Genomic DNA, 14,057 nt, shown 5'->3' with positions numbered 1-14,057 from the left:
CGCGCTAAAAGCTACATCGGCGGCAGACGGCGCGTCACCGGCGAACTTTTTACTATTGCGGTGTTGCACTGGGCATGTTCTGCCAGGCCGTCCAGCAGGGTATCAAGCTGCGCAATATCCCGCACCGTCAGGCGCATGACGAAGCAATCTTCCCCCGTGACCTTGTCACATTCGATACATTCCGGCATCGCCTGAATATATTTATTGACCTTCTGCAGTAGCCCCGGCAAGGGCCTGACGCGGACCAGCGCCTGTAGGCCATATCCCAGCGCTGCCAGATTAATCCGGGCGCCATATCCCTGAATCACCCCGCGCTCTTCCAGGCGCTTTACCCGTTCGGCGGTACCTGGCGAGCTCAGCCCCACCCGGGCGCTCAGCACCTTTAGCGATATGCGCGCATCTTCCGCCAGGCAGGCCAGAATGGCGCGGTCGATATTATCAATTAAGTTTTCCACCGTTTTTACCTTATAAATAAAAGCAATACTCGTTTTTCACCTTATATCATGCATATCAACCTGTCATCTGATGAACGACAATAGCGATATGAAAACGGAGGTAGAAAAATGACACATACAGTGACGGGCGTCTGGCAAATGAGCCTGGCGATGATAATTTCGGGTTCGATTGGCGCATTCGTTTTACTCTCCGGTTTGCCGGTTATCGACGTTGTCTTCTGGCGCTGCCTGATTGGCGCGCTGACCCTGGCGGGCTTTATCTACCTCAGCCATCAGCCGTTCAGCCAGCTCACGCGCCTGACGCTGCTGCTGGCGATCCTCGGAGGCGTAGCCCTGGTCATTAACTGGCTGCTGCTTTTTGCCGCTTACGCCCGAATTTCTATTGGTATGGCCACCGTCGTTTATAACACCCAGCCGTTTATGCTGGTATTAATGGGGATGCTGGCAGGTGAGCGGGTTACGCTGATTAAATGGGGATGGCTGACGCTGGCCTTTTTCGGCGTGGTGATCCTGCTGTCCAGCGAGCTGATGCAGGCGCACGGCGGTCAGCTGGCTGCGGGCATTGCACTGGCCCTTGGCGCCGCCTTTTTCTACGCGTTAACGGCGATAATCGCCCGTAAGCTGCGCCCGCTCCCGCCACAGCACATTGCCTTTATTCAGGTCATCGTCGGGACAATTATGCTGCTGCCGCTGGTTCACGCCCCCGCTTTTATCGCGGCGTTCCCCTGGCGACATCTGCTGATTCTGGGCATCGTGCATACCGGCATCATGTACCAGCTGCTCTACAGTGCGATTCAGAAACTGCCGACGCCCGCGATCGGTTCGCTCTCCTTTATCTATCCGATTGTGGCGATCGTGGTCGATTATCTGGTCTTTAATCATGCGCTGGCGCCGGTGCAGCTGGCCGGAGGCGTGCTGATTCTGCTTGCGGCGGCGGGAAATAATCTGGGCTGGGGAGATGGGCTGGCGCTGGGCGACAAAAAACCCCGCCGAAGCGGGGTTTGATACGACCGATAGCGTCATTAGCGACGGGCGCGAACAATCTGATATTTGCGCGTCAGGTACTCTACCGGCGCGCTCCAGATATGCACCAGGCGGGAGAACGGGAACAGCAGGAACATCGTCATCCCCAGCACCAGGTGCAGGCGGAACACAAACGCCACGCCGTCCAGATGCTGTGAAGCGCCGCCGTGGAAGGTCACCACCGACTGCGCCCAGCCGACCAGCTTGAGCATTTCGCTCCCGTCCATATGCTGCGCCGAGAAAGGAATCGTCAGCAGGCCCAGCGCGCACTGAACCAGCAGCAGCGAGAGGATCAGGATATCTGCGCTGGTGGTGGTTGCGCGCACGCGCGGGCTGAACAGACGGCGCTTGAGCAGCAGCACGCCGCCGACCAAACACATCACGCCGCTGGCGCCGCCGGCAATCATCGCCATCTTCTGCTTCACGTCCATCGGCAGGAAGGACTCATACATCCAGTGCGGCGTCAGCATCCCGAGGAAGTGGCCGGCGAAAATACCGAGGATCCCGATATGGAACAGGTTAGACGCCAGGTTCATCCCCTTGCGATCCAGCATCTGGCTGGAAGAGGCCCGCCAGGTGTACTGACCATAGTCGTAACGCAGCCAGCTACCGATCAGAAATACCGAACCGGCAATGTACGGGTAGATGTCAAAGAAGAACATATTCAGGAAGTGCATTATTGCTGTCCTCCGTTAGAGATATCCAAATATTGCGGGGCCACAGCTCCGGCAAAACGACGCTGGTGAGCGGCAATTTCTGATTCGCCGCAGCCTTTATCGGCAAAGAATTTCACCTGCTCTTCTTCCCATACCGCGTCCAGCGCCTGCGGCGTATCGTCGCGGGCTTCATCGGCGATTTTTTCCGCGACTTTCTGGCTATCAACCCGGGTATCCGCCAGCTTCAGCAGCAGTTCGAACAGTACCGCATAACGGCTTTCGCGCTGCTGCAGGCGGGCGCTAAGCAGACCCAGAATCGGCGCCACGTCCTTCAGCCCGGCGATAGCTTCATCTTCCGGCAGCTGCGCCAGATACTCCAGGTACAGCGGCAGGTGGTCAGGAAGCTCACGGCTGTCGAGCTCCAGGCCATGACGCTCATATTGCGCCATCAGATCGACCATCGCCTGACCACGATCGCGGGACTCACCGTGAACATGTTCGAACAGCAGCAGCGACGTCGCCCGTCCGCGGTCAAATAGTTCGCTGTAATCAGACTGGGTATCCAGCACGTCCCGGGCGGTCAAATGGCGCAGGAAGTCGCCCAGCCTGCGGGCATCCTCCGCGGCGAATCTTTCCGATGACGCCAGCGCCTCCAGCATCTCCTGCTGATGCTGCCACAGGGCAGCGTCAGGATACTCAAGCAGGCGCGACACGATCACGAGTTCAATCATGGGTGCGGCTCCGTTTTGCTGGTCACGTCGATAGTGTCGATGCGGCGGCTATTGAACAGATTGAACTGGCTGTCCGAACCGTGGCAACCGTCGCCGAAGGTGAAGCCGCAGCCGCTTTTTTCCGGGAAGGCGTCACGCGCCTGCTCGCGGTGGCTGCTCGGTACCACGAAACGGTCTTCGTAGTTGGCAATCGCCAGGTAGCGATACATCTCCTGCGCCTGGGCTTCGCTCAGACCCACTTCTTCCAGCGCGCGGGTATCCACGACGCCATCAACGCTTTCAGCGCGTTTAAAGTGACGCATCGCCAGCATGCGCTTCAGCGCCAGCAGCACCGGCTGGGTATCGCCTGCGGTCAGCAAGTTTGCCAGGTACTGAACCGGAATACGCAGGCTTTCCACGTCCGGCAGAATACCGTTGCTCCCCAGCTCGCCGGCGTCCGCCGCGGACTGAATCGGTGACAGCGGCGGCACGTACCAGACCATCGGCAGCGTGCGGTATTCCGGATGCAGCGGCAGCGCCAGCTTCCAGTCCATCGCCATCTTGTAGACCGGCGACCTCTGGGCGGCGTCGATAACCCCCTGCGGTACGCCGTCTTTCAGCGCCTGCTCGATGACTTTCGGGTCATTCGGATCGAGGAAGACGTCCAGCTGACGCTGGTACAGATCTTTCTCGTTTTCGGTGCTCGCCGCGGTTTCAATCGCATCCGCGTCATACAGCAGTACGCCAAGGTAGCGGATACGGCCGACGCAGGTTTCTGAACACACGGTCGGCTGGCCCGCTTCGATGCGCGGGTAGCAGAAGATGCATTTCTCAGATTTACCGCTCTTCCAGTTGAAGTAGATCTTCTTGTACGGACAGCCGGTGATACACATCCGCCAGCCGCGGCACTTGTCCTGGTCGATCAGCACGATGCCGTCTTCTTCACGCTTGTAGATAGCGCCGCTCGGACAGGTCGCCACGCACGCCGGGTTGAGGCAGTGCTCGCACAGACGCGGCAGATACATCATGAAGGTATTTTCGAACTGGCCGTACATCGCCTTCTGCATGTTCTCGAAGTTCTTATCTTTCGCCAGCTTCTCGAACTCACCGCCCAGATCGTCTTCCCAGTTCGGACCCTTGGTGATTTTAGCCATGCGCTGGCCGGTGATCAGCGAACGCGGACGAGCAATCGGCTGCGCTTTGCTATCAGCCGGCGCGTTATGCAGCGTCTGGTAGTCAAAATCAAATGGCTCGTAGTAGTCGTCGATACCCGGCAGATGCGGGTTAGCGAAGATTTTACCCAGCAGCATCGCGCGGTTGCCCATACGCGGCTGCAGTTTGCCGTTGATCTTACGAACCCAACCGCCCTTCCATTTTTCCTGGTTTTCCCAGTCGGTCGGAAAACCGACGCCCGGCTTGGTTTCAACGTTGTTGAACCACGCGTACTCGGTCCCTTCACGGCTGGTCCAGACGTTTTTACAGGTGACTGAGCAGGTATGACAGCCGATGCATTTATCGAGATTCAGCACCATGCCGACTTGTGAACGAATTTTCATTTTACGCTCTCCTGTACCTGGTCATTGCCTTCGCCATCCAGCCAGTTAATGTTCTTCATCTTACGTACAACCACAAACTCATCGCGGTTCGATCCGACGGTGCCATAGTAGTTAAAGCCGTATGCCAGGTGCGCATAGCCGCCGATCATATGCGTCGGTTTTGGCGTAATACGGGTCACCGAGTTGTGGATCCCGCCGCGCTGACCGGTAATTTCCGAACCCGGCAGGTTCATGATTCGTTCCTGCGCGTGGTACATCATGGTCATCCCGGCCGGCACGCGCTGGCTCACTACCGCACGCGCGGTCAGGGCGCCGTTGTTGTTGAAGACTTCAATCCAGTCGTTATCTTCAATGCCCATCTCTTTGGCATCCGCTTCGCTCATCCACACGATGGGCCCGCCGCGACCGAGGGTCAGCATCAGCAGGTTGTCGCTGTAGGTCGAGTGAATGCCCCATTTCTGGTGCGGCGTCAGGAAGTTGAGCGCTTTCTCCGGGTTGCCGTTTGATTTCTTACCCATCACCGCTTTCACCGAGCGGGTATCGATCGGCGGACGGTACACCAGCAGGCTTTCACCAAAGTCACGCATCCACTGGTGGTCCTGATAGAGGGACTGACGACCCGAGAGCGTACGCCACGGGATCAGCTCATGAACGTTGGTGTAGCCGGCGTTATAGGAGACGTGCTCATCTTCCAGTCCTGACCAGGTCGGGCTGGAGATAATCTTGCGCGGCTGCGCCTGGATATCGCGGAAGCGAATTTTCTCGTCTTCTTTATTCAGCGCCAGGTGCGCGTGATCGCGACCGGTAAACTCGCTCAGCGCCGCCCAGGCTTTCACCGCCACCTGGCCGTTGGTTTCCGGCGCGAGGGTGAGGATCATCTCAGCCGCGTCAATCGCCGTATCCAGCATCGGCTGGCCTTTCGCCGGGCCATCGGCCTTGGTGTAGTTGAGCTTACGCAGCAGATCCATCTCGCTCTGGGTGTTCCAGGCAATCCCCTTACCGCCGTTGCCGATTTTCTCCATTAGCGGGCCGATGGAGGTGAAGCGTTCCCAGGTTGCCGGATAGTCGCGCTCAACCGGAATGATGTGCGGCGCGGTTTTCCCTGGGATCAGGTCGCATTCGCCCTTTTTCCAGTCCTTCACGTCGAGCGGCTGCGCCAGTTCGGCGGCCGAATCGTGCTGGATTGGCAGGGTCACAATGTCGGTCTCTTTTCCGAGGTGCCCGACGCAGACTTCGGAGAATTTCTTCGCGATGCCTTTGTAGATCTCCCAGTCGCTTTTCGATTCCCAGGCCGGGTCGACGGCGGCAGAGAGCGGGTGAATAAACGGATGCATATCCGAAGTATTCATGTCATCTTTTTCGTACCAGGTCGCGGTCGGCAGCACGATGTCGGAGTACAGGCAGGTGCTCGACAGGCGGAAGTCCAGCGTTACCACCAGGTCCAGCTTGCCGTCGAGGCCGTTATCCTGCCATTCCACTTCTTCCGGCTTCACGCCGCCCTGTTTGCCCAGATCCATCCCCTGAATACCGTGCTCGGTACCGAGCAGGTACTTCAGCATATATTCATGACCTTTACCGGAAGAGCCCAGCAGGTTAGAACGCCAGATGAACAGGTTACGCGGGTGGTTTTTACCGTTTTCCGGCTGCTCCGCGGCAAAGCGGATGGAGCCCTCTTTCAGCGCCTTCACGGTGTAGTCAACCGGCGTCATACCGGCTTTCTTCGCCTCTTCGGCGATGCGCAGCGGGTTAGTTCCAAGCTGCGGCGCGGACGGCAGCCAGCCCATACGTTCGGCGCGCACGTTGAAGTCCAGCAGATGGCCGGTGTAGCGGGATTTATCCGCCAGCGGCGACAGCAGCTCCTGCGCGGTGACCGACTCGTAGCGCCACTGGCTGGAGTGGTTATAGAAGTAAGAGGTGCTGTTCATGTGACGTGCCGGACGCTGCCAGTCAAGGGCAAACGCCAGCGGCTGCCAGCCGGTCTGCGGACGCAGCTTTTCCTGACCCACGTAGTGCGCCCAGCCGCCGCCGCTCTGGCCGACGCAGCCGCAGAACACCAGCATGTTGATCAGGCCGCGATAGTTCATATCGAGGTGATACCAGTGGTTCAGACCCGCTCCGACGATGATCATCGAGCGGCCGTGCGTCTTATCGGCGTTATCGGCGAATTCACGGGCGGTACGAATAATGTTTGCCCGGGCAACGCCGGTAATTTTTTCAGCCCACGCCGGCGTGTACGCCTTGACGTCATCATAGCTTTTGGCGCAGTTTTCATCGTCCAGACCGCGCTCCAGGCCGTAGTTGGCCATAGTCAGGTCATAAACGGTGGTCACCATAGCGGTCGTCCCATCCGCCAGCTGCAGGCGTTTTACCGGCAGCTTATGCAGCAGGATGTTTTCCAGCTCAACGCTGGTGAAGTGTTCGGTGCCTTCGCCGCCAAAGTACGGGAAGCCGACCTGCGCGATCTCATCCTGGCTGCCCAGCAGGCTCAGCTGCAGTTCAGTTTCTTCGCCGGATGTGCCATCGCGCTGTTCAAGGTTCCATTTGCCTTTTTCACCCCAGCGGAAGCCGATTGAACCGTTCGGCGCCACCATCTCACCGTTGGCGTTAATCGCCACGGTTTTCCATTGCGGGTTGTTTTCCTGGCCGAGAGAATCGACCAGATCGGCCGCGCGCAGCATACGGCCCGCCGCGTAGTAGCCGTCGCGCTCTTCCAGCATCACCAGCAGCGGCATGTCGGTGTAGCGACGGACGTAGTCGGTGAAGTACTGGCTCGGCTTGTCGAGATGGAACTCGCGCAGCATAACGTGGCCCATCGCCAGCGCCATCGCCGCATCGGTACCCTGCTTCGGCGCCAGCCACAGGTCGCACAGCTTGGCGATTTCGGCGTAGTCAGGCGTGATGGCAACGGTTTTGGTGCCTTTATAGCGGACTTCGGTAAAGAAGTGGGCGTCCGGGGTACGGGTCTGCGGAACGTTAGAACCCCAGGCAATAATGTAGCTCGAGTTGTACCAGTCGGCGGACTCCGGTACGTCGGTCTGCTCGCCCCAGGTCTGCGGAGACGCCGGCGGAAGGTCGCAGTACCAGTCGTAGAAGCTCAGGCAGGTGCCGCCAATTAGCGACAGGTAGCGCGCGCCGGAAGCGTAGGAGACCATCGACATCGCCGGGATCGGCGAGAAGCCCGCGACGCGGTCCGGGCCGTAGGTTTTGACGGTATAAACGTTGGACGCGGCAATCAGCTCATTCACTTCCTGCCAGGATGAGCGTACGAAGCCGCCGCGGCCGCGCGCCTGCTTGAAGCTTTTGGCTTTATCAGCATCTTCAATAATCGAAGCCCAGGCCGCAACCGGATCGCTGTGCTGAACCTTAGCCTCACGCCACATTTTCATCAGGCGCTTACGCATCAGCGGATATTTCAGGCGGTTAGCGCTGTACAGGTACCAGGAGTAGCTGGCGCCGCGCGGGCAGCCGCGAGGCTCATGATTGGGCAGATCCGGGCGGGTACGCGGATAGTCCGTCTGCTGGGTTTCCCAGGTGACGAGGCCATTTTTGACATAAATTTTCCAGCTGCATGAGCCGGTGCAGTTTACACCGTGGGTGGAACGCACGATTTTGTCATGCTGCCAACGCTGGCGGTATCCATCCTCCCAGTCCCGGTTGGTGTGTAGAAGCTGGCCGTGCCCATCGGCAAAGGTCTCGCCCTTCTGTTTGAAGTAGCGAAACCGGTCCAGGAATTTACTCATGGGTTTCTCCTGTTTGGAGCCTGACGGCTCTCTGATAAATCGACATTGCTGGATTTGCAGCGAAGGTAACGCTATGAAAGAGGGAGAGAATTGATAACGATCAATGCGAAATGCCTTATAAACATCGCCCAAATCGCCAGATACCACTTTGGTATTAGCTTTTTCTATTTTTTATCTAACTGTTTTATAAGGTTTTTAGTGGAAAAGTACGCCATTCGAAGCACGAGCATTATCCATATAGGTATTAAGGGGTAGACCGGACGACCGGGGACGGTTTTGCTGAATTTCTGCGCGCCGCCGCGCGACGGCAGCGGCAACGATTTGCGGGGTAAAAAAAGGCGCAAATCAGATTGCGCCTTTTGCCGGTAAACCGCGTCGCTTAGGACTTCTGCTTACGTCCGTAAACCAGCCAGGTAATGATTACGCAGGCCACGTAGAACACGAGGAAGACTTTCATCGCCCCCGCCGGAGAGCCGGTCAGATCCAAAGAGATACCGAACGCTTTCGGGATAAAGAAGCCGCCAATCGCACCGATCGCTGAGATAAAGCCCAGCGCCGCCGCCGTATCAGTCGCCGCTTCACGCATCGCCTGCGCTTCGCTACCGCCCTGCGCCTTCACCCGATCGGTGGTCATTTTACGGAAAATAACCGAAATCATCTGGAAGGTAGATGCACTCCCCAGCCCGGCGGTCAGGAACAGCACCATAAACACGCCGAAGAACGCGATAAAGCTACCGCCTTCACCGTGAGTCGGCAGCGTCAGGAACAGCAGGCCGCAGAAGATAGCCATCACCACGAAGTTGATCAGCGTGACGCGGGTCCCGCCCAGACGGTCAGAGATAGCCCCGCCGGTAGAGCGCGCCAGGGCGCCAATAAACGGCCCGAAGAAGGCGTAGTGCAGGATCTGCACGTCCGGGAACTGCGTTTTAGACAGCATCGCAAAACCGGCGGAGAAGCCGATAAACGAGCCGAAGGTCGCCAGGTACAGCAGCGCCATGATCCACAGATGCGCACGCTTGAGCACCGGCAGCTGCTCGCGCAGCGAGGCTTTCGAGGCCGACAGGTCGTTCATAAAGAACCATGCCGCCAGAGTCAGGACGACAAGGAACGGAACCCAAATCCAGGCCGCGTTTTCGAGATATAGAATTGAACCATCCGGCTGCTCGGTGCCGGTCCCGCCGAAGACGGCGAAAATAGACACAGACACCACCAGCGGCGCAACCAGCTGCATGACGCTGACGCCCATGTTGCCGAGACCGCCGTTAATACCCAGCGCCCCGCCCTGCTTCTGTTTCGGGAAGAAGAAGCTGATGTTCGCCATGCTGGAAGCAAAGTTTGCCCCGGCAAAACCGCACAGCAGGGAGATGATAACGAAGACGCTGAACGGCGTAGAGGTATCCTGCACCGCGAAGCCCAGCCAGACGCAAGGTACGATCATGATCCCGGTACTGAATGCCGTCCAACGGCGGCCGCCGAACAGCGGTACCATGAACGCATAAGGCACGCGCAGCAGCGCGCCAGACAGCGCCGGCAGCGCGGTCAGCATAAATAACTGATCGGTCCTAAACTGAAAGCCGACCTTATTCAGGTTAACGGCCACGGCACTGAACAACATCCAAACGCAAAACGCCAGCAAAAGACACGGCACGGAGATCCACAGGTTGCGGCTGGCGACACGGTGACCGCGCTGCTGCCAAAACTCAGGATCTTCCGGACGCCAGTCGGTGATGACCGAAGTGGTAGTCTTCTCCGGGAGGGAAGATTGACTCATATATACCTCTGATTATTCATATATCCCGCAGATACATTAGGGGTTACAGGCGGCAGTAAGTTGATATAAATCAAAGGAAAAGTTGTCACCAATTGGCTTAAAAAAAAATCATCCTCCGAAGGGGGTAGTTATTTTCGCTTAAAAAAGTGTGGTTTTTCACAAGGCTGCCAGCTTTGACCGATCCCCTCCTGGCAGACCACCTACCACCGACAATTAAGGGGTAATCCTTTATAGGTATGGGTATACTCCATCGGATATCCGAGAATAGGTCCCACTCCCGGATGGTTTGCCGGTCAGGAGCCACTCATTCTATGTTAAAACGTCTTTTTACCCCGCTCACGCTGGTGAATCAACTGGCGCTGATTGTCCTGCTTTCGACGGCCATTGGCGTCACCGGGATCGGCATATCCGCGCGGCTGGTGCACGGCGTCCAGGGCAGCGCGCACGCGATTAACAAAGCGGGCTCGCTGAGAATGCAGAGCTATCGCCTGCTGGCCGCGGTGCCGCTCAACGCGAGCGACAGCAGGCTGATCGACGAAATGACCGCCACCGTATTTAGCAAAGAGCTGCAGGACGCCGCCCTGCGTGACGGCCAGCAAAACCAGCTTAAAGCGCTACAGCACTACTGGCAGCAGGAGCTGGCGCCGGGGATGCGGCATGCGCAAAATCAGGCGACCGTCGCCACCGATGTCGCCAGCTTTGTCGACCGGATAGACCATCTGGTCACCGCCTTTGACCATACGACCGAACAGCGCATCAGGCACGTTGTCTGGATCCAGCGGATCTTAGGCTGCGGCATGGCGCTGCTGTTTTTGTTCACCATCGTCTGGCTGCGGGCGAGGCTGCTACGCCCGTGGAAACAGCTGCTGGAGATGGCCCGCGCGATCAGCCATCGCGACTTTACCCAGCGCGTGCACATCCGCGGACGCGATGAAATGGCCACCCTCGGGATGGCGCTGAACAACATGTCGGAAGAGCTGGCGGAAAGCTATTCCGTGCTCGAGCGGCGGGTGCAGGAAAAAACCGCGGGTCTGGAGCAGAAAAACGAAATCCTCGCTTTTTTGTGGCAGGCCAACCGCCGCCTGCACTCCAGCGCCCCGCTCTGCGAGCGAATCTCGCCGGTGCTCAACGGCCTGCAGGGGCTGACGCTGCTGCGCGATATTGAAGTCAGGGTCTATGACTTCGAAGATGAAGACAACCATCAGGAATTCGCCTGTCATTCAGATTTTCACTGCGATGATAAAGGCTGTTATTTATGTCCGCGCGATCTGCCTCCCCTGCCCGACGGCGGCGCAACGCTGAAGTGGCGGCTGTCTGATGCCCATAACCAGTACGGCATTCTGCTGGCCACCCTGCCGGTGGGCCGCCATCTGAGCCACGATCAGCAGCAGCTGGTGGATACCCTGGTCGAGCAGCTGACCTCGACGCTGGCGCTGGACAGGCATCAGGAGCATCAGCAGCAGCTGATCGTCATGGAGGAGCGCGCCACTATCGCTCGCGAACTGCATGACTCTATTGCCCAGTCGCTCTCCTGCATGAAGATGCAGGTCAGCTGTCTGCAGATGCAGGGAGAAAATTTACCGGAAGAGAGTCGCCAGCTGCTGGGCCAGATTCGTAATGAGCTGAATACCTCCTGGGCGCAGCTGCGCGAGCTGCTGACCACCTTCCGGCTACAGTTAACCGAACCGGGACTGCGTCCGGCGCTGGAAGCGAGCTGCCTGGAATATAGCGCCCATTTCGGCTTTACGGTAAAGCTGGACTATCAGCTGCCGCCGCGTTTCGTCCCCTCGCACCAGGCTATCCATGTGCTGCAAATCGCCCGCGAGGCGCTCAGTAATGCGTTGAAGCACGCCAAAGCGACGGAAGTCACCGTAACCGTGTCGCTGCGGGATAATCAGGTCAGGCTGGCGGTCGCGGATAATGGCCGCGGCGTACCCGACCATGCCGAACGTAGTAACCATTACGGTTTAATTATTATGCGGGATCGCGCCCAGAGTTTGCGCGGAGACTGCCAGGTACGCCGTCGCGAGACGGGCGGTACCGAAGTGGTCGTCACTTTTATCCCGGAAAAATCGTTTTCAATCCAATAGGAGAACCCCATGAGTCAACAGGAACGGGCAACCATCCTTCTCATTGACGATCACCCGATGCTGCGCACCGGCGTTAAACAGCTGGTTAGCATGGCATCCGACATCCAGGTGATCGGCGAAGCCAGTAACGGCGAACAAGGTATTGCGCTGGCGGAGTCGCTGGATCCAGACCTGATCCTGCTGGATCTCAACATGCCGGGCATGAACGGCCTGGAAACCCTCGATAAGCTGCGCGAGAAATCGCTCTCCGGCCGGGTGGTGGTATTCAGCGTCTCCAACCATGAAGAGGACGTGGTCACCGCCTTAAAACGCGGCGCTGACGGCTATCTGCTCAAGGACATGGAGCCGGAAGATCTGCTGAAAGCCCTGCAGCAGGCGGCTGCCGGCGAGATGGTGCTGAGCGAGGCGTTAACGCCGGTGCTGGCGGCCAGCCTGCGCGCCAACCGCGCCACCTCGGACCGCGATATCAGCCAGCTGACCCCGCGCGAGCGCGATATTCTCAAGCTTATCGCCCAGGGCCTGCCGAACAAAATGATCGCGCGCCGTCTTGAGATCACCGAAAGTACCGTCAAGGTACACGTTAAGCATATGCTGAAGAAAATGAAGCTGAAATCGCGCGTCGAAGCCGCGGTCTGGGTACACCAGGAGCGAGTTTTCTAGGGCAGTTCCCGCCAGGATACGCCTTGGGCCGAGAATTTTACCAGCGGCTCGGTCAGCGCCAGTGCGATCTCATTGGAAGAGACGCGCTGACCCGTTTTATCTTCTACCACCACCGACAGATGCCACAGGTTGGTCGCGCCCGGCTCACCGCTCCAGGCCGGCAAAATCACGCTCCAGCCGTCAGGGCTGCTGGCATCCACGGGCGATGTCAAACTCAGCAGCTGCGTATCCCCCTGCCATTTCAGCGATTTAATCCCATGCAGGCTACGAACCTGCAGCTTAAGCTGTACCGTTTCCCCGGACTGCAGATCCCACGGCGGCGTAGCCAGATAGGCCGACAGCGATTTGCGCTGACGATACTCAACCACCGGCAGATTATCGCGCTCCGGGCTGTCGTAGCGGCTGCCGCGCAGGGAGCGGCTGATCGCCACCTCGTCGGCCGCCAGCTGCTGTTTTAGCGGCACGCCGAAGCGATAGTTCAGATTCAGCCCGACGTTGTTCTGACTGAGTCCGCTTTCGCCCTGCTTATGCTTTGCCGTAACCGTCACCAGCGGAACCGGGGTGTAGTTGAGCCCCACCGAGACCGCCACCGGATTATGGTAGCCGGTGCCCGAATGGAACAGATCAACGCTGTCGCCGAAATACTGCTCGACGCTGACGCTGGTATTAATATGCTGGTAAAAGGGCAGCCGCGCCTGGGCCGTAACGTCGTAGCCGCTTGCCATGCGCTGCTCCTGGGCCAGGCTCTCACCCTGCTGCCAGCCGCCCAGCGGATGGTAGTAATTAGCCGACAGGCGTATCGACTCTCCCCACGCCTCGGCCCCGATGCTGCCGCGCGCCAGGCTTTCATCCAGCACCTTATCGTAAAATGAGTTATAGCCCAGCAGCCATGTTCCGACCCGCCAGCGCTGCCCCAGGCCGATATTGCCCACCAGGCCGCTATCGCGCTGGGTCACCGCATACTGGTTCCAGGTGAGGAAGTCGCCGTTATCCTGCAGCGGCACAAACCAGCTGCCCTTGCTGCCGGTAAAGCGGCCCTCCTTATCCACCAGCAAATCAACGTTGGCGTTGCCCCACGGCGATAGCCAGCTTTCCAGCTGCTGGCTGACCTCGCTGCCAATCTTGCCGATCGCAAACATCCGCGCCTGCTCGCCGGTAGTAAGACCATTATCGCTCATGCTGGCCTCGCCGAACTTTTTCGCCATTTCGGCAAAATGCTGCGCATCTTCATCAAGCTGGGGAGCGATGCCAAGATCGGGCAGCGTCGTCTGTTTCTCGCTAAAAGCGTTGCTTCCCTGCAGGGCACAAACCGGTGCGCCGGCCAGCAGCAGGAGTACGGGGAGGAGTGGCGTAAGGCGGAATGGCAAAGGCATTAAACGGATGACATAGGCTCGCG

At 58.5% G+C, this 14,057-nt stretch carries 10 protein-coding genes; 3 read left to right on the top strand and 7 right to left on the bottom strand.

From position 1 onward, the window contains the following. Positions 1-11: 11 nt before the first annotated feature. On the bottom strand, positions 12-455 hold the full coding sequence (locus NWP14_RS02200) for an Lrp/AsnC family transcriptional regulator (RefSeq protein ID WP_331834364.1): 444 nt from the start codon (positions 453-455) through the stop codon (positions 12-14). 108 nt (positions 456-563) lie between these two features. Here NWP14_RS02200 and NWP14_RS02195 point away from each other — a divergent pair, with 108 nt between their 5' ends. After that, a complete protein-coding gene (locus tag NWP14_RS02195; RefSeq protein ID WP_375214701.1) occupies positions 564-1,460 on the top strand; it encodes a DMT family transporter in 897 nt (298 codons plus the stop codon). Between the two features lie 17 nt (positions 1,461-1,477). On the opposite strand, the gene narI is transcribed toward NWP14_RS02195, so the two are convergent. The 5 genes from narI to NWP14_RS02170 all read right to left on the bottom strand — a co-directional run bounded on the left by narI (position 1,478) and on the right by NWP14_RS02170 (position 9,911). After that, positions 1,478-2,155: a respiratory nitrate reductase subunit gamma gene (gene narI / locus NWP14_RS02190; protein ID WP_095102003.1), complete on the bottom strand. Its 678-nt coding sequence runs from the start codon at positions 2,153-2,155 to the stop codon at positions 1,478-1,480. After that, positions 2,155-2,865 (bottom strand): nitrate reductase molybdenum cofactor assembly chaperone, encoded by a 711-nt coding sequence (gene narJ / locus NWP14_RS02185; protein ID WP_346431318.1) that lies wholly within the window; start codon positions 2,863-2,865, stop codon positions 2,155-2,157. Before narJ ends, narI begins: the two co-directional genes overlap by 1 nt. Then, positions 2,862-4,400, bottom strand: a complete 1,539-nt coding sequence (gene narH / locus NWP14_RS02180; protein ID WP_095102000.1) for a nitrate reductase subunit beta — start codon at positions 4,398-4,400, stop codon at positions 2,862-2,864. The genes narJ and narH overlap by 4 nt, the downstream gene beginning before the upstream one ends. Then, complete coding sequence (locus tag NWP14_RS02175) at positions 4,397-8,140, bottom strand: nitrate reductase subunit alpha (protein WP_375214700.1); 3,744 nt, start codon at positions 8,138-8,140, stop codon at positions 4,397-4,399. The genes narH and NWP14_RS02175 overlap by 4 nt, the downstream gene beginning before the upstream one ends. A 379-nt stretch (positions 8,141-8,519) precedes the next feature. Next, positions 8,520-9,911, bottom strand: a complete 1,392-nt coding sequence (locus NWP14_RS02170; protein ID WP_375214699.1) for a NarK family nitrate/nitrite MFS transporter — start codon at positions 9,909-9,911, stop codon at positions 8,520-8,522. Positions 9,912-10,222: 311 nt separating this feature from the next. Here NWP14_RS02170 and narX point away from each other — a divergent pair, with 311 nt between their 5' ends. Then, a complete protein-coding gene (narX, locus tag NWP14_RS02165; RefSeq protein ID WP_095101994.1) occupies positions 10,223-12,001 on the top strand; it encodes a nitrate/nitrite two-component system sensor histidine kinase NarX in 1,779 nt (592 codons plus the stop codon). Positions 12,002-12,010: 9 nt separating this feature from the next. Further along, positions 12,011-12,661, top strand: a complete 651-nt coding sequence (narL, locus tag NWP14_RS02160) for a two-component system response regulator NarL (RefSeq protein ID WP_041146087.1) — start codon at positions 12,011-12,013, stop codon at positions 12,659-12,661. On the opposite strand, the gene NWP14_RS02155 is transcribed toward narL, so the two are convergent. Then, on the bottom strand, positions 12,658-14,034 hold the full coding sequence (locus NWP14_RS02155) for a YchO/YchP family invasin (protein ID WP_331834370.1): 1,377 nt from the start codon (positions 14,032-14,034) through the stop codon (positions 12,658-12,660). The genes narL and NWP14_RS02155 overlap by 4 nt on opposite strands. Positions 14,035-14,057 lie beyond the last annotated feature (23 nt).

Source organism: Klebsiella sp. C349492, assembly GCF_042055345.1.
GTDB lineage: Bacteria > Pseudomonadota > Gammaproteobacteria > Enterobacterales > Enterobacteriaceae > Klebsiella > Klebsiella scottii.
This window is presented reverse-complemented; position numbering and strand designations above follow the sequence as displayed.

Bases quoted from the DNA above. Each gene is read 5' to 3' on its own strand.
- NWP14_RS02195 (WP_375214701.1), top strand. From the start codon at position 564: ATGACACATACAGTGACGGGCGTCTGGCAAATGAGCCTGGCGATGATA.
- narI (WP_095102003.1), bottom strand. From the start codon at position 2,155: ATGCACTTCCTGAATATGTTCTTCTTTGACATCTACCCGTACATTGCC.
- narJ (WP_346431318.1), bottom strand. From the start codon at position 2,865: ATGATTGAACTCGTGATCGTGTCGCGCCTGCTTGAGTATCCTGACGCT.
- narH (WP_095102000.1), bottom strand. From the start codon at position 4,400: ATGAAAATTCGTTCACAAGTCGGCATGGTGCTGAATCTCGATAAATGC.
- NWP14_RS02175 (WP_375214700.1), bottom strand. From the start codon at position 8,140: ATGAGTAAATTCCTGGACCGGTTTCGCTACTTCAAACAGAAGGGCGAG.
- NWP14_RS02170 (WP_375214699.1), bottom strand. From the start codon at position 9,911: ATGAGTCAATCTTCCCTCCCGGAGAAGACTACCACTTCGGTCATCACC.
- narX (WP_095101994.1), top strand. From the start codon at position 10,223: ATGTTAAAACGTCTTTTTACCCCGCTCACGCTGGTGAATCAACTGGCG.
- narL (WP_041146087.1), top strand. From the start codon at position 12,011: ATGAGTCAACAGGAACGGGCAACCATCCTTCTCATTGACGATCACCCG.
- NWP14_RS02155 (WP_331834370.1), bottom strand. From the start codon at position 14,034: ATGCCTTTGCCATTCCGCCTTACGCCACTCCTCCCCGTACTCCTGCTG.